This is a genomic window from Chryseobacterium pennae, assembly GCF_003385515.1.
GTDB classification, from domain to species: domain Bacteria; phylum Bacteroidota; class Bacteroidia; order Flavobacteriales; family Weeksellaceae; genus Chryseobacterium; species Chryseobacterium pennae.
Genome location: NZ_QNVT01000019.1, coordinates 40,613 through 56,455 on the forward strand (window position 1 = coordinate 40,613; position 15,843 = coordinate 56,455).

Sequence of the window (15,843 nt, forward strand, 5' to 3'; positions counted from 1 at the left end):
ACCAGATTAGTTTTTCACAGCCTGAATAGCCGCAGCATAATTAGGTTCCTGAGAAATATCCGGTACCTGTTCTTCATAAATAATGGTTCCCGAAGGATCAATCACAACAACAGCTCTGCTGAGAAGTCCTTTCATAGATGATTCTACCATTTCTACCCCATAATTCCATCCGAAATCAGAACGGAAATCAGAAAGCATCACCACATTGTTGATTCCTTCAGCACCACAGAATCTTTTCTGAGCAAAAGGTAAATCTTTAGAAATACAAAGCACTACTGTATTGGGAAGGTTCCCTGCCTCTTCATTGAAATGATGAACAGATGCTGAGCAAACTCCCGTATCTACACTAGGAAAGATATTCAGGATGACATATCTGCCTTTGTAAGCATCTAAACTTTGATCATTCATATTCACATCCGTAAGGGTAAATTTCGGAGCCGGTTTGTTTACATCCGGTAATTTGGAATAAGTACGTACTGGGGTCCCTTTTAACAAAACGGTATTAATAGGTTTAGATTTTTGGGCAAAACCCATTGCTGAGAAAAAGAATAACGTACTGAAAACTATTTTTGAAAACATTGAAAATTTATTTTTAACAAAAATATTGTTTTTTTCAGTTGGCTGAGTTAATTTTCATTCAAATAGCTCTTAAATAGAGCAAATCTATTGATTCGTTATTCTGAAAATCAATTTTTACGTCTACCTTTATTCTACAAAATTCAGATTCAAATTATCAAATACTAACAATATGAGTTCAGCAAACAATGTGTCATTTCAAGATATTTTTAAAAACGAAAACGAAATCCCCGAAGAATATAAAGTCCCCGAGATCCATCAGAAAGTCTATCTTCTGAATGGTGAACTGGTAGAATGGAAAGGTGAAACCCAGAATATTTATTCCCCGGTTTGTATTCCTACTGAAAACGGATTAGAGAGAAAACTTTTGGGAAGCATCCCGAATATTGGTCCTGAAGAAGCCATGGAAGTGCTGGATACCTGTGTAAAGGCATATGATAACGGGCTGGGAGAGTGGCCTACAATGTCCGTGGAAGGACGTATCAAGTGTATGCAGAAATTTGTCTATCTCATGATCCAGCAGCGTGATTTGATCATTAAGCTGTTAATGTGGGAAATCGGGAAAACACTGGCCGATTCTACCAAAGAATTTGACCGTACGGTAGATTATATTAATCAGACTATTGATGCTTTAAAAGACCTGGATAGAGAGTCTTCCCGCTTTCAGGAAGCAGAAGGTACAATTGCGCAGATCAGAAGAGCACCATTGGGAGTAGTTTTAAGTATGGGGCCATTCAATTATCCTTTGAACGAGATCTTTACTACACTGATTCCTGCATTGATTATGGGAAATACAATCTTATTCAAGCTACCTAAACATGGAGTACTGGCTCATTATCCTTTATTGAATGCCTTTAAAGAAGCTTTCCCGAAAGGAACAGTGAATACTTTATATGGAAAAGGTTCTGAAATCATAACTCCAATCATGGAAAGTGGTAAAGTAAATGTACTTGCTTTTATCGGTTCAAGTAAAGTTGCCAATGGATTGAAGAAATTACATCCGAAGGTGAATCGTTTAAGAGCCATTCTGAGTCTTGATGCTAAAAATGCAGCGATTGTTACCAAAAATGCCAACCTTGATGTAGCAGTAAGTGAATGTATTCTGGGAGCACTTTCATTTAACGGACAACGCTGTACAGCCTTAAAACTGATTTTTGTTCAGAAAGAAATTGCAGCAGAATTTATCATGAAGCTAAGTGAAGCCGTTTCAGCCTTGAAAGCCGGTTTACCATGGGAAAAAGAGGTGAAAGTAACTCCTCTTCCGGAAGTTAATAAGCCACCTTATCTGAAGGAATGTATTGAAGATGCTGTATTGAAAGGTGCAGCCGTTTTAAATAAAGGTGGTGGCTATACAGAAGAGTCTTTCGTCTTTCCGGCAGTCGTTTATCCTGTAAACAGTGAGATGAAGCTTTATCATGAAGAACAGTTCGGTCCGGTAATTCCTGTTGTTCCGTTTGAAGATATTGAAGAGCCGATAGACTATCAGGTGAATGCTTCTCATGGAATGCAGGTTAGTATTTTCAGTGAAGACCCACAGGAAGTTGCAAAGCTGATTGATCCTTTTGTAAATCTTGTAAGCCGTGTCAATATCAATTGTCAGGCACAGCGTGGTCCGGATGTATTTCCTTTTACCGGAAGAAAAGACAGTGCAGAAGGTACGCTTTCCGTTTTTGATGCCCTGCGTTCATTTTCGATACGTTCGCTGGTGGCTGCAAAGCTTACAGATTCCAATAAAACATTACTGAATACGATTGTAAGGGAACATGATTCCAACTTTTTAAGTACAGACTATATTTTCTAGTTTTAATCCCAATTGTATTTAACATAAAATAAAAATCCTTAATAAATAATGAAATTTATTAAGGATTTTTTAACTTAATGGCTGAGTTTTTAATGTTTGTGTTGTAATTGGGTGATGTTTTTATAAAATATTGCCTCTAGGATTAGTGTGTAAATCATGTCTTCATCGGAACAAGAATTTTTAGAGAAAATTGAAAAGCACAAAGGTGTTATTTTCAAGATCTCTAAAATGTATATGGATAACAAGGACGATCAGAATGACCTCTATCAGGAGATCATTTATCAGGCGTGGAAATCATATGGTGATTTTCAGCGGCGGAGTGATTTCTCAACATGGCTATACAGAACTGCGCTTAACACAGCAATAGTTTTTCTGCGGAGTGAAAAAAAACGTAGTTTTATACACAATCAGGATATTGGCGGTCTGAGTGCCCAACAGGAGCCTTATAATGATACCGATGATCAGAATATGAAATTGATGTATGAAGCAATCCATAAGCTGAGTCCTATTGATAAAGCACTGATATTTTTCTTTCTGGAAGATTACCCCGGTAGGGAAATTGCTTATCAATTAGGGATTACAGAAGTGAATGCAAGGGTGAAGCTTAAAAGAGCAAAAGAAAAATTAAAGGAGATCATTGCCAGGCAGAGAACAGGTTCAAATTAAAACATAAATGAATGGACTTAGAAAATTTTAGAGAACTTTGGAATAAAGATACAGGACAGGAACCCCCTGAAATTTCCCTGGAAAAGCAACGCGAGATTCATTCTCCGCTCCAGATGCTGAAAATCAATATGAAAACTGAATTTTGGCTGATGGTTGTTACGTTACCATTGCTTTTAACCAGTTTTCCATTTGCTTCCACAGATCCCAATGTAAGAATCATATCAACATTTGTCACCATCCTGACGATTGCTTTTATGAGCTATTTTTATTCCCGTTTTCTTACACTGTATAAACTTCTTCAAAAGAACAGCATTAATACCAATTATGACCTGTTTAATCTTAAAGCCCAGCTTTTAATATCGAAGGAAATCTACATTTCATATTATATTTCTTATATCCCGCTTGCCTTTCTTTTATCTCTAATTAAGATCAATTTCCATTTTGATATGGAATATAATCTGGCTATTTTCGGAATAAGCTTCCTCATTACTTTACTCTTAGTATGCTTTATCATTAAATATTGGATCTATTATATGTATGGAAGATATATTGATGATGTGGTGTATTTGGTAGATGAACTTAATGGAGTGGACGTAAAACCACGAACAGAGAAAAAGAAAACATGGTTTGAAAGGTCTCAGAAGTATTTTATGAATAAATTCGGGATCCAAGGTAATATACTGAATACTGTTATATGGTATGTATCGGTTTATATCTTTATTATTTTATTTCTGACACTTGTTCTGCTGATCATCATCCTAGCAGGTGCAAAACTTAATATCCTTGATATCGTATCATTACAAAGAGCTTTAAATAAACTGAACTAGAACCTGTTTTTATTCCATAAAATTTCTACCTTTAAAAAATTGAGCGGTTAAAAGAATATCAGATGAATGAGATTAAAAATCAGATGTATTGTATAGAAGAATTTCTGGAACTTGTGAAGAATAAACAAGACAGAAAAGAATCTTATGATCCGGAATACAATTACGCAGTCTATTCATCAAAAGATGAATTTGAACCGGAAATGAAAGTTTTCATCGGTGATCCCTTAGATATCGGAGAGAATGATAACGAAATCTTACCTGATTTTGTATACCATAATAAACTTAGCTATATGTGTTCTGATGAAAATATTCAGGATGTAGTGGATCTTGCTTTCCGGCAGTATGCTGATATTACTTCTTTTCAGCTTATCACTGCCCTGAATCACTATCTTGAAAAAGACGACTTTTTAGATTTCAAATAAAACGTAACTAAATATTGATATAAATACCTTGATATGAAAAAATATCAGGGTATTATTTTATGTAACATTTTCGTTTTTTCTCTACTAACTGTGCAAATCATTCATTAGAATTAGAAACACCTACAATTATTTCGAATAAAGTACTATCCTAAAAATAGTAGAAATCAAAAAACACACGATGAGGGGCCTGGCAGTATTTTCTGTCGGGTTTTTTATTTTTTTTAATTAATTTTCTGTAACAATTTTTTTTAATAGTAACTAACTCTATAGAGTAACAAGCTATGACCTCAGTAGAGCAAGAGTTTATCCATAAGATTGAAAAGCATAAGGGAATCATTTTTAAGATTTCCAAAATGTATATGTCTGAAAAAGATGACTGTGATGATCTTTTTCAGGAAATTACCTTTCAGCTATGGAAGGCATATCCAAACTTCAGGGGGGAAAGCGAATTTTCAACCTGGTTGTATAGAATTGCTTTAAATACAGCCATCATCTTCCTCAAAAATCAAAAAAGAAGAAGCTTCATAGGAAATGAAGATTTCTCTATCCATGCCATTGCTCAGGAAGAGTATGATGATGGCAAAGAAGAACGGATGGCAGAAATGTATAAAGCCATTCATCTGCTCAATCCTATTGACAAGGCCTTTATTTTCTATTATCTGGAAGATTTTTCAGGAAAACAGATTGCCGAGCAGATGGGAATATCTGAAGGCAATGTAAGAGTGAAAATGAACCGGGCTAAAAATAAATTAAAAGATATCTTGAACCAACATACCACTAACCAACTTTAAACCTGAATCCGATGAATATAGATGAATTGAAAAATACCTGGAATGAAGATATTGAAAACGAAACTCCGGAAATTAATATAGAACAACGCAATAAAATAAATCTTCCTATCGAAAAAGTACGCAAAAATATGCGCATGGAATTCTGGTGGATCGTAGGAATTTTCATTTTTGCATTCATGGTTTGCTCAGTCTGTAAACCCTTTAAACTCCAATTGTATATTACAGTTTTGATTGCCTCAATGCTTCTGGTGACTGTTTTCTTTTACAGTAAGTTTTTTAAATTATACCATGATATCAGCAATACAGAACTGAAGACCAGTGACTCCCTGAGAGAACTTGTAACGCAGTTGAATCTGAATAAGCAGTATTATCTGTCTTATTACATAAGTTTTGCTCCTTTTATAGTCTGTGAAATTCTGATTGTACTGGAATTCATCCCCTGGCCACAACCTATGGGAGAAGTTAAGATCGCCGTTATCCTTATCGGTTCGCTGATCATTGGAATGTTCTTACTCTTTCTATGCGGGAAATTTTGGTTTCACCGATATTACGGAAGATATATAAATCACATTGAGTCTCTTTTACAGGAATTCAAAAAGTAAAACTGTTTCGGCGGGCTGAAAGCCCGCCGAAACAGTTTTTTATATGTATCTATTATATTTTGAAACAAATATTGAATCTTCCTGCTTCTGTTTCCCAGCCTCCTTTCAAATTAATAGTTAGTCTTTACCCGTCTTTTCTTTTCCGATTTCGCTTCTTATCCAATCCAGCTGCGGATCCTTTTTATCAATAATATCCTGCATACTTTCTTTGATCTCCACATCTGGAATAACTCCTTTTTTTGTATCTGAAAAATCAATATTCGGCTGTACCAGAAGCAATCCGATAGGAAGTCTGATTTCAGAATTCGGGAGTTTCTGATAAGAATAAAAGCCGGCTACAGTTCCGTCATTGGCACCACCGGTTTCTTCACCTACAAGAGTTGCTCTTTTATCATTCTTAAGCTTTGCTGTAATAATAGAAGAGGCAGAGAAGCTTCCTCCGTTAATCAGAACGAAGACTTTACCATGAAAAGCTCCCTTATTAGGCTTTGTAGGTTTGTCTGCTTTCATTTTATAGAAAATCTTTCCATCTTTTTTATAAGTACTGAAAGCCTGGGCGAAAAAGTAACTCGGATAAGAAATACTCTTAATTGCATACTCTAACGGAGTACTTTTTCTGAAATAATTGGTTCTTAGCGGAATGTCTCTTGAAGTGACCTGTGAAGGCTTTATCAGAGTGAAAGGCTTGTCTGTAAGATAAGAATACAGATTATTAATCTCATAAAGTGAACCGCCATAGTTATTGCGTACATCTATGATGAGGTAATCTGACTTTGCATTTTTAATCTTGGAAAATGTCTTTTTGTAAAATTCCTCCGAATATTCACGGGAAAAGCTTTTTACTTTTATATAAGCAATGCTGCTGTCTTTATCAAGAAATTTAAAACTGCGGTTATAAGAATTGCTGGCTGCTACATAATCGTTCAGCTTTTTGTCCTGGGTACGTTTATTCATTTCCTTATCCTTTTCGAGATCATGATCTGATTTTGATTCTCTGCTTAAAGTATAAGTATGTTTTTCACCTTTATAAAGGGTTTCAATGGTTGCTTTATCTGAAAGTCCATTTTCTGCTGTATAATAACCGAAGAATAAATCTTTTAAAAAATAAGGTTGAAAAGTAGTGTTATATCCATCACTGCTAATCAGGCTTCTGTATTTTTTGATATAGTCTGAAACCGGAATATTGTTGATAGAAAGAATTTCAGTTCCCGGCTGAATATTGTCAATAGTATCTCTGTTTTCTGTAATATACATCTGATCACCGGAAATATAATACCCGAATCTGCTGAATAATCCTTTTTTTTGGTCCAGCTTTTTGATTTCCTTTTTAGTGAATTTTTTTCTTGGGATTCTTAATGAAAGATGTCCCTCCCGGATTCCTGCAATCACAGGCTGAAGTTTAAAATAAAACTGAAGGGGAGTGAGGGGTTCATTAAGGGTTTGCTTAAGACTGTCAATCTTATGGTCCAATTCCTGCTTGGGAATATACCAATACAATTGTGGGTGCATCTGCTGAAGTTTTGAGTAGGCAAAGTCTACATCTTCCTTCAGCTGCTCCGGGGGAATACATGAAGCCCGCTGTTCGTTGTGCCTTTTAATAGATGCACATGAGGAAAGCATGGCCAAAATAAATATTACCGAGTAATTTTTCAATAGATCTTTGAGTTTTTTTAAGCCGCTAAAATAGAAAGTTTAAAATTAACCATCACTTAAATGAATAATAAATTTTCTGAAATACATGATAAATTTAGTTAAAAAATTGCACTCAAATGCATCTTGTTTTCATGTAAGAACAAAAGTAGGTACCTTTGATGTTTATTTTTTACAAATGATATATTGGATTCTTGCGGTTGTGATTCTTTTGACTGCAACCTATTTTATAGTAATTAATGGAGCCGCATTTGGAGCTGTGCCGAAAGGAAAACGCTTAGACCGGATCAGGCAGTCCAAATTCTACAGAAATAAACAATTTCAGAATATCAGCCATACACCTTCCATTGCTGAAGGGTACAAAATGACTGCAGTAACCTATGATTTCCTTTTAGGAAAAAAGCATCCTTTGCTGAAACCTTTAAAAGAAATTCGTTCCATGCATACAAATCTGAAGAACCTGGATAAAAATATGGATGTTTTCGTCTGGTTGGGACACTCATCTTATTATATACAGACCGATGGTGTTTCATTTTTGATTGATCCTGTACTAAGCTTATATGGCTCACCTTTCAAATATTTTAACAAAGCCTTCAAAGGTTCTGATATTTTCAAACCCGAAGATATTCCGGATTTGGATTACCTTGTGATTACCCACGATCATTTTGATCATCTGGATTACCCTACAGTTAAATCAATTAAGGACCGTACCGGGACGGCTGTAGTTCCATTAGGGGCAGGAGCACATCTGGAGCGATGGGGATATGCAGAATCACAGCTTATTGAAGAAGAATGGGGAAGTGAAGTTGAATTAAAAAACAACATAAAACTGGCTTTTACACCGGCAAGGCATTTTTCGGGCAGAAGAATAAAGCAGAACGATACTCTTTGGACTTCATATGTATTAGAAACTCCTACCAAAAAAATATTCCTTGGCGGTGATAGTGGGTATGATTCCCATTTTAAAATGATAGGAGAAAAATATGGACCTTTTGATTATGCCGTTCTTGAGAATGGTCAATACGGTGATGCATGGCGATATATCCATACCTTACCTGAAGATGTTATTCAGGCAGCGATAGATATAGATGCAAGACATATTATCCCGGTGCATGCTGCAAAGTTTGCGCTGGCCCTTCACCCCTGGAATGAACCTTTACAAAAAATAACAAGTTTAGGGGAAGAAAATGGATTGAATATCCTTACTCCGATGATCGGAGAGGTGGTAGATCTGAACCGTAATGATCAGCAGTTTACAAACTGGTGGGAAGAATGATTAAGCATGCCAGATATCTTTATATCTTCTGGGATGATTTTCAAACTGTTGACGTACAAAATCACATTCCGGGTCTACAAGCAAGTCTTTTTCTTCTGCATAGCGAACCAATTCATCCAGCAATAGTTTAGCATAGCCTTTACCTTCACGTTCCTCATCAAGCTTGGTATAATATACAATAAGAAGTCTTCCGTCAACCTCTATAGACATATAGCCTGCTTTTTCCTCATCAATAAACAACTGCAGTTCATCCTGATATGGAGATACCCTAAATTTTATATTTTCCATAATTATTGAGATTTGGTTGATAAAATAATAATACTGAGAACTCCCGAAAGCATTCTCTTCCTTAAAATTACAAAATTAATTAACAAAAAAAAATAGTTTCTGAGAATCTTAACGAATTTTATAAGAAGATTAGATAAAAGATAAAAGATCTTGCCGTTAACCAACAAATCCCCATATGTATTTCCACACGGAAATCAATATCAATAGGGGTGGGCTTTAGCCCAGCCTTTTTATAAACGTCAGGTATCCCCGTAATTTCCATGTCAATAGGGCCGCGCTTATCCCTCTCATTACATAAAATAACCCAATTCCAATGGCTTTAGCCAAAACCTAAATCTCCCATCTTATTCATGGTTTGAAGCTGAAATAATATCACGACCACAAACTTCAAACCCAAATTCCGGAGTGCTAAATAGTATCTCTGTTTAATACTATATACAACTATAAAAACCTAATGTTTCAAGAATATGAAATCACGAAATTTATTAAAATCATGAAATTATTTAAAAGATAATCAGTTATTTATGATTTATGTTAACAAACATTGGGAATTAGAGTTAATAATTGGCACTTTAATTGACTATGTCTTGATGTTTAATTTAAAAGAGGAGTGAAATGAAAAAGTTATTGTTAACAGCATTGTTGGTTGGGACATTTAGTCTAAGCTATGCCCAATCAGATTATTATAATGATTACAGAAGAAGTATTTCGGACATTAACTGGCAGTCGGTAGTTGCAGATCTATTGCTTTCTACTACACAGGCCAATCAGGTATATGCATTGAATGACAGATATCGTGATTACGATTCATGGAATAGAGTATATGTGGTAGAGCCGGGAAGATGGAATGGAGACCGTTATTCAGAACTGGAAAGAATTCTTGGAAGAGAAAAATATATTGTTTTTAAAAAGAGATATTACAGAGGGCAAAATCCTGTCATTATTTACGGAAGAAAAAATGATTATAAAAAATACCGTAAAGAGCAGGAAAAATACTATAAAGAGAGATCAAAATATTACAAAAAACAAAATAAACACCGCCATGGACACCATGGAAATGATGACTGGGATTAACCATTATCAACTATTATACATATTCACTATTGAAATGGCTGGCATTATTGCTGGCCATTTTTTATTATGAATAATATAGTTATTAAACATCTATCCATTCACAGGCATATCAACATCAATAGGAGTGAGCTTTAGCCTACTCAAAAGACTCTACATTCATTTACCATTCTGCTAAGAATCGAACAAGGTTATATAAAACTTCAATAGCATCAGCGGGAGAAAAGTACTTCCCACCTCCAGCTTATTAATTACCATCCAAATTATATCCATTAATCTGTTTGAATTTTATAACTTTGATCTATGGAATCCAATGAATCAATAAAATGCTTTTATGAACGAAATGCTCCCAATCTGGGACCTCAATGTCTTGGACCTAATAATCTGGGACATTTCAATGTGTTTTCACGGGAATACTGCTCTCCCTTAACCCCTTACAGCAGGAGAGATTATTACAAAATTTCTCTGATTATAGGAAAAGGCAAGCTTCATTATGCTGATAAATGGATTTATGTAGATCGGCCTGCATTGCTGTTTTCCAATCCTATTGTTCCGTATTCCTGGGAAACGGAAGATGATGATCAAAAAGGCTGGTTTTGTCTCTTTACAGAATCATTTTTACAGAATGGAAGCCGTTTGGGGAATCTTCAGGATTCACCATTGTTTAAAATTGGCGGAACCCCGGTTTTCTTTGTGGAAGAGAAGCAACAGGAGGTACTTTCTGATTTGTATATCAAAATGATGAATGAAATTGAATCAGATTATGTTCACAAATATGATATACTGAGAGCTTATCTCCATCTGATGATCCATGAAACTATGAGAATGCATCCGGCAGAAACCTTTGAACCTTATCAGAATGCATCCCAAAAAATAGCATCCTTATTTATGGAGCTGCTGGAAAGACAATTTCCGATCGATAGCCCTGAAGCTTTTTTGAAGCTAAAAACTCCTAATGACTATGCACAGAGTCTTTCCATTCATGTTAATTCTTTAAACCGTTCCGTAAAAGAGATTACAGGTAAAACTACGAGCCAGCAGATTACAGCAAGAGTGATACAGGAAGCGAATGCTTTGCTGACCCATACAGATTGGAATGTTTCTGAAATTGCCTATGGATTGGGTTTTGAAGAACCTGCTTATTTTACCAACTATTTTAAAAAACAGACTGGAATAACCCCCAATGCCTTAAGATTGAGCCTTGTTTGATTTTTATAATTCTTAGTTTGAATTCTATATCAACGGTGGCTGTTTCATTCTCTAATTTTGTCCTGTAGAAAATTAAAATAAATACCATCATGAAATTTAAAAAATTAGGAAACACCGGTGAACAGCTTTCTGCTATTGGATTAGGCTGCATGGGAATGAGTTTTGCTTATGGGCCGTCAGATGAGCAGGAAAGCATCAATACTTTGCACAAAGCATTAGATTTAGGCGTTAACTTCTGGGATACAGCAGATATGTATGCTGACGGAGCAAATGAGAAACTAATCTCTAAAGTTTTAGTACCCAACAGGGATAAAATTTTCATTGCCACTAAGTTCGGTTTCAGATTTGAAGGTGGAAAAGCAAGTCATAGTGGGGCTCCCGGAACTTATTTCGATGGTTCTCCAGAATGGATCAGAAAGGCTGTAGATTTAAGTCTTCAAAGGTTAAAAATTGATACCATAGATTTGTATTATGCACACAGGGTAGACCCCAACGTTCCTGTAGAAGAAACCGTGGGGGCTATGGCAGAGTTGGTTAAAGCCGGTAAAGTAAAATATATCGGATTGTCTGAAGCTTCGGCAGAATCTATCAGAAAAGCGAATAAAATCCATCCGATAGCTGCTTTACAGTCAGAATACTCTATCCTGACCAAAGATGTTGAAAATGAGATCCTGCCTACGATCAGAGAATTAGGGATTTCTTTAGTTCCTTATTCACCTCTGGCAAGAGGTCTTTTTGCTAACATTAATGAGGTTCAGAATCTGGGGGATGACGATTTCAGAAAATCATTGCCGCGTTATCAGCAGGAATACCTTGAAAATAATACGAAATTAGCCAATGAAATCAATGAGTTTGCTGCTTCCAAAGGAGTAAAAGGAACTCAATTGGCCTTAGCATGGGTTTTGAACCAAGGTGACGATATCATCCCAATTCCGGGAACCAAACGTATTAAATATCTGGAAGAAAATGTGGCTGCAGCCAATATTGAGTTGTCTCAATCAGATCTGGATACCATTGATGCTATTCTGAAAAAATATCCGAATGTAGGAGAAAGATATAATGAAGGCTCAATGAAGCTTGTTAACAACTAAACACTATCTTAAACTGGGTTTCTGAATTTCAGAAGCTCAGTTTTTTCTATAAAATATATTGCAATTATGAGTCTAAAACATTTCCATCTCAGGAGATGTTATTTTAGTTATAATACATGCAGAAACACCATCATAAATTATGAATAGAAGAGAATTATTGAAAAGCGGATTGCTGGCAGGAACATTAAGTCTTGTTCCTTTTTCAAGTGTATGGGCAGGGACAAAGATCATCCCGGAAAAAGCAGGAGATGATCTTTCCGGTTTCAAAAAGATTAAACTTGGAGAATTAGAGCTGTTTATCCTGACAGACGGATACATCCATGAAGAAAACCTGAATTCATTTTCGCCAAGAGGAAATATTTCTGAATTGAAAACAATCCTTAAAGACAACTTCAGGGCTGATAACTATATTGATATGGCAGTTAATATCCTGCTTGTTAAAACAAAAGAAAAACTGATCCTGATGGATACAGGGATGGGAATATTTGCTGATGAAAGAACTGGGTTTTTATTAAAAAGTCTTCAGAAAGCAGGATTCTCAGCTAACGATATTACTGATATTTTCCTTTCTCATGCTCATCCCGATCATATGGGTGGAGTAGTAGATAAACAGAATAAGCTTGTTTTCCCCAATGCTGCCATTTTTATTTCAAAAATAGAACACGATTTTTGGATGAATGCCTCCATTAAAGATTTTAATAACAGTGCTTTGAAAGAACATCCGGAAATGCTAAACCAGATCATTCCGGCTCTTCAGAATATATTGAAAGTGATTCAGCCAAAGTTGAAATTTTATGATTTAAACAAGACGTTGTATAATCATTTCAATTTTCAAATAGCTCCCGGACATACGCCCGGTTTAACTGTTACTACAATATCATCAGGGAATGAAAAACTGATGTATGTGGCTGATCTTATTCACTCAGATATAATTCTTTTCCCCCATCCTGATTGGGGCTTTTCAGGAGATACAGATCTGGATATTGCAACCGCTTCAAGAAAGAAATTTCTTAGGCAGTTGGCAGATACAGGAATAAGAGCATTTGCTTCTCATTTGCCATGGCCCGGATTGGGTTTTACTAAGAAAAAAGCTTCCGGATTCGAATGGTTCCCGGAGAGTTTTATGAATTGAGACAGTAGATTAACAATCTGACAGCAGGTGTTTAAAAAATTCAATAGGAGCGGACTTTAGTCCGCTCTCATTATAAATTCCTATTCATTTGGCTTTAGCCAAAACCTATTTCTACAGAACCTAAAGATAGGTTGCATAAAGGCTGAAAAGTTACTCTGAACCTATAGAATCACTAAAAATTATACTTCAGATTAAATCCTGTAAAGAAATAAGCTTTATTGGCTCCCGGATTCACATCAGTATAAACAGCTGCATTATTATATTGGTTATCCTTATCAGAATCATTAACACTGTTTCCGTAAAAAAGGAAAGTATAATTGATCTGGCTGGTAAGATTATTCCCTGCCACAAATACATCCAGATCCCAATGGTTGAAGCTGTGTTTATACCCAATTTTGGAATTTAAAAGCCCAAAACTTTTCACCTTATTAGTATTGGCGAAATCAGTATAAACACTTCCCATATAATTATAGGTATTCTGCCAGTACAACCCGATTTTAGTATCAAAATCCAGTCCTACCGATACTTTGGTTTTAGGAATCCCCACTACATTGGATTTATCCCCATTTTCTTTAAAATAAGTAGAGTATTTAAAGTCATTATAAGTATAACTTACAAATGGTTGAATTCTTGAAATAAATAAATTTTCCGGTTTGTAAGAATAGCCTACACTCATTTCCAGTCCTTTGTTTTTTTGCTCCCCGGTATTCGCCCAGTAGGTATAAGGAGTTTGTTCTGCATTAGACATTCTTCCGCCTAGCTGAGTAAGCTTATCTTTAATATTGATGCTGAATAATGAGAATTGATAATCTATGGAAGTATCATCTATCAATCCCTGGATACTGAAATCCCACATTCTGGCTTTTTCTGCAACAAGATTATCGTTCGTCACATTCAGACCGGTGATAAAAGCTGTAACAGAAGTAAGAGCGTTGTAGCCTTCGCTATAACTAAGATTGAAAATCTGGTTGTTCCATGTTTTCTGTAAAGCAAAATGAGGACTTGCCACTGCATTGAATTTTTTATCAAACGACAAATCTTTATTGTAAAGATCTTTACCATTAACAACAAACAAGCCCGGAAATGCTAAGAGATCCTTCCTTTTATAACTGAGCTGGTTGATACTGACTCCTGCAAGAAACATTAAATCCCAAGGCTTATAAGTGATTTTTTCAACGGCAAAATAGTTGGACTGATTGTTTGTATTGTTAAAGTATGAACCATCGTAAAGAGGCCTCAATACAGGCTCTTCTGTAATTTTCACACTTTTATAACGATAATTGGTAATAGTAGACTGAGATTGCTGAACTTCAATACCAAATTCTGTCTGGCTTTTAAAATGTTCCCAATCTTTATTCAATTCAAATACGGATCTTAATCCATAATTAGAAAATGAGGACGTCTCATTCGCTCCGGCAGCAATTCTTTCACCTGTTGTACCGGTATAGAAAACGGTTGTATTATTCTTGAAATTGGGTGTAATCTTCCATATATGACCGATTCCCACCCTTGAAGTAACGAATTTTGTTTTTGCACCACGTCTGATGTAGGCAAAATTTCCGTTATCAATTCCATTATAATAGTCGTCGTAGGAAATCTGGCCGGAAACCTGCTCCAGTGAATTGCTATGAGAAGCCAACATCGTTATTTTCTGATTGGCATTAAGCTTGAACTCACCATTAATATTATAAAAATTTTTAATACTTTTCCCATGAGGACGATAGCCATCACTTCCTATATGTCCATAATTGGCTGTAATGGAATGATTATCTCCCACGCTTGTAGCAGAAGTGGAACTTTGAAATAATCCGAAAGAACCGGTCATAAACTGTTCCGAAACAGAATTCCCTTTTTTGCTTTCCGGCTGTATATACAATCTTACTGCCCCTCCGGAACCTCCGCCATATAAGGTTGCTGCTGGGCCTTTTATCACTTCTATACGGTTCACTAGTCCGAAATTGACATCATCCAGAACGGTAACACCATCGGCACCGGTAAGCGGAATATTATTGAGGTACATTTTGATACCCCAGTTATTGAATTTTTGATCATTGCCATAGCCTCGTACAATAATTCTCTGACCGCCCAGCTGTGTTCTTTTTTCTACCTGAACACCAGCCATGGTATTAAGGCTTTGTTCTATAAAGGAAGGATTATTACGGTTGATTTCATATTCGGAAACAATTTCTGTGGATTGTGCGTGTTTTTTAAACTCTTCCCGCTCTTTAATAACTTTTGATCTTGCATGGATATTCACTTCATCAATATGATTTTCATTTTCCTGAGCATTGGCAAAAGCGATGGTTGATAGAGAAAGGACAAGGATGTAGATTTTTTTCATTAAGACAGTATGTTTTTTACAAACATATTGAAAAAACAGGAAAATTGAAATGAATATTGTTTTATTTTCAATATTTATATAGAGTATTGATAATGTGATC

General features: G+C 35.7%; 15 protein-coding genes. 11 read left to right on the forward strand and 4 right to left on the reverse strand.

Features of this window, described 5'->3' with window-relative positions; all coding sequences use genetic code 11:
• Positions 1-6: 6 nt before the first annotated feature.
• A complete protein-coding gene (gene tpx, locus DRF65_RS18080) occupies positions 7-507 on the reverse strand; it encodes a thiol peroxidase (protein WP_394337821.1) in 501 nt (166 codons plus the stop codon).
• Between the two features lie 241 nt (positions 508-748).
• Here tpx and DRF65_RS18085 point away from each other — a divergent pair, with 241 nt between their 5' ends.
• The 6 genes from DRF65_RS18085 to DRF65_RS18110 all read left to right on the forward strand — a co-directional run bounded on the left by DRF65_RS18085 (position 749) and on the right by DRF65_RS18110 (position 5,685).
• A complete protein-coding gene (locus DRF65_RS18085; RefSeq protein ID WP_115972149.1) occupies positions 749-2,377 on the forward strand; it encodes an NADP-dependent glyceraldehyde-3-phosphate dehydrogenase in 1,629 nt (542 codons plus the stop codon).
• Between the two features lie 156 nt (positions 2,378-2,533).
• Positions 2,534-3,043, forward strand: coding sequence for an RNA polymerase sigma factor (locus DRF65_RS18090; protein WP_115972150.1), 510 nt, complete (start codon positions 2,534-2,536; stop codon positions 3,041-3,043).
• Between the two features lie 11 nt (positions 3,044-3,054).
• Positions 3,055-3,870 (forward strand): hypothetical protein, encoded by an 816-nt coding sequence (locus tag DRF65_RS18095; protein WP_115972151.1) that lies wholly within the window; start codon positions 3,055-3,057, stop codon positions 3,868-3,870.
• Positions 3,871-3,932: 62 nt separating this feature from the next.
• Positions 3,933-4,292 carry a DUF7716 domain-containing protein gene (locus tag DRF65_RS18100; RefSeq protein ID WP_115972152.1) on the forward strand — a complete coding sequence of 120 codons (360 nt, stop codon included), beginning with the start codon at positions 3,933-3,935 and terminating at the stop codon, positions 4,290-4,292.
• A 281-nt stretch (positions 4,293-4,573) separates the two neighbouring features.
• Entirely contained in the window at positions 4,574-5,083 is a 510-nt protein-coding gene (locus tag DRF65_RS18105; RefSeq protein WP_115972153.1) for an RNA polymerase sigma factor, read from the forward strand.
• 11 nt (positions 5,084-5,094) lie between these two features.
• Positions 5,095-5,685 carry a hypothetical protein gene (locus DRF65_RS18110; protein WP_115972154.1) on the forward strand — a complete coding sequence of 197 codons (591 nt, stop codon included), beginning with the start codon at positions 5,095-5,097 and terminating at the stop codon, positions 5,683-5,685.
• 117 nt (positions 5,686-5,802) lie between these two features.
• On the opposite strand, the gene DRF65_RS18115 is transcribed toward DRF65_RS18110, so the two are convergent.
• Positions 5,803-7,338, reverse strand: coding sequence for a S41 family peptidase (locus DRF65_RS18115; protein ID WP_115972155.1), 1,536 nt, complete (start codon positions 7,336-7,338; stop codon positions 5,803-5,805).
• Between the two features lie 175 nt (positions 7,339-7,513).
• Between DRF65_RS18115 and DRF65_RS18120 the strand changes: the two genes are divergently transcribed.
• On the forward strand, positions 7,514-8,611 hold the full coding sequence (locus DRF65_RS18120; RefSeq protein WP_115972222.1) for an MBL fold metallo-hydrolase: 1,098 nt from the start codon (positions 7,514-7,516) through the stop codon (positions 8,609-8,611).
• Here the strand turns inward: DRF65_RS18120 and DRF65_RS18125 are convergent, their stop codons facing one another.
• On the reverse strand, positions 8,612-8,899 hold the full coding sequence (locus DRF65_RS18125; RefSeq protein ID WP_115972156.1) for a GNAT family N-acetyltransferase: 288 nt from the start codon (positions 8,897-8,899) through the stop codon (positions 8,612-8,614).
• Between the two features lie 615 nt (positions 8,900-9,514).
• Here DRF65_RS18125 and DRF65_RS18130 point away from each other — a divergent pair.
• The 4 genes from DRF65_RS18130 to DRF65_RS18145 all read left to right on the forward strand — a co-directional run bounded on the left by DRF65_RS18130 (position 9,515) and on the right by DRF65_RS18145 (position 13,402).
• Complete coding sequence (locus DRF65_RS18130) at positions 9,515-9,973, forward strand: hypothetical protein (RefSeq protein WP_115972157.1); 459 nt, start codon at positions 9,515-9,517, stop codon at positions 9,971-9,973.
• Positions 9,974-10,273: 300 nt separating this feature from the next.
• The gene (locus DRF65_RS18135) at positions 10,274-11,179 is read left to right on the forward strand and encodes a helix-turn-helix domain-containing protein (protein WP_115972158.1); all 906 of its coding nucleotides are present in this window, start codon (positions 10,274-10,276) and stop codon (positions 11,177-11,179) included.
• 89 nt (positions 11,180-11,268) lie between these two features.
• On the forward strand, positions 11,269-12,270 hold the full coding sequence (locus tag DRF65_RS18140) for an aldo/keto reductase (protein ID WP_115972159.1): 1,002 nt from the start codon (positions 11,269-11,271) through the stop codon (positions 12,268-12,270).
• Positions 12,271-12,409: 139 nt separating this feature from the next.
• Positions 12,410-13,402 (forward strand): MBL fold metallo-hydrolase, encoded by a 993-nt coding sequence (locus DRF65_RS18145; RefSeq protein ID WP_115972160.1) that lies wholly within the window; start codon positions 12,410-12,412, stop codon positions 13,400-13,402.
• 172 nt (positions 13,403-13,574) lie between these two features.
• Here DRF65_RS18145 and DRF65_RS18150 read toward each other — a convergent pair whose 3' ends face one another.
• Positions 13,575-15,743: a TonB-dependent receptor gene (locus DRF65_RS18150; protein WP_115972161.1), complete on the reverse strand. Its 2,169-nt coding sequence runs from the start codon at positions 15,741-15,743 to the stop codon at positions 13,575-13,577.
• Positions 15,744-15,843 lie beyond the last annotated feature (100 nt).

Coding starts and splice junctions, on each gene's coding strand:
- DRF65_RS18085 (WP_115972149.1), top strand. CDS start 749: ATGAGTTCAGCAAACAATGTGTCATTTCAAGATATTTTTAAAAACGAA.
- DRF65_RS18090 (WP_115972150.1), top strand. CDS start 2,534: ATGTCTTCATCGGAACAAGAATTTTTAGAGAAAATTGAAAAGCACAAA.
- DRF65_RS18095 (WP_115972151.1), top strand. CDS start 3,055: ATGGACTTAGAAAATTTTAGAGAACTTTGGAATAAAGATACAGGACAG.
- DRF65_RS18100 (WP_115972152.1), top strand. CDS start 3,933: ATGAATGAGATTAAAAATCAGATGTATTGTATAGAAGAATTTCTGGAA.
- DRF65_RS18105 (WP_115972153.1), top strand. CDS start 4,574: ATGACCTCAGTAGAGCAAGAGTTTATCCATAAGATTGAAAAGCATAAG.
- DRF65_RS18110 (WP_115972154.1), top strand. CDS start 5,095: ATGAATATAGATGAATTGAAAAATACCTGGAATGAAGATATTGAAAAC.
- DRF65_RS18120 (WP_115972222.1), top strand. CDS start 7,514: ATGATATATTGGATTCTTGCGGTTGTGATTCTTTTGACTGCAACCTAT.
- DRF65_RS18125 (WP_115972156.1), bottom strand. CDS start 8,899: ATGGAAAATATAAAATTTAGGGTATCTCCATATCAGGATGAACTGCAG.
- DRF65_RS18130 (WP_115972157.1), top strand. CDS start 9,515: ATGAAAAAGTTATTGTTAACAGCATTGTTGGTTGGGACATTTAGTCTA.
- DRF65_RS18135 (WP_115972158.1), top strand. CDS start 10,274: ATGGAATCCAATGAATCAATAAAATGCTTTTATGAACGAAATGCTCCC.
- DRF65_RS18140 (WP_115972159.1), top strand. CDS start 11,269: ATGAAATTTAAAAAATTAGGAAACACCGGTGAACAGCTTTCTGCTATT.
- DRF65_RS18145 (WP_115972160.1), top strand. CDS start 12,410: ATGAATAGAAGAGAATTATTGAAAAGCGGATTGCTGGCAGGAACATTA.
- DRF65_RS18150 (WP_115972161.1), bottom strand. CDS start 15,743: ATGAAAAAAATCTACATCCTTGTCCTTTCTCTATCAACCATCGCTTTT.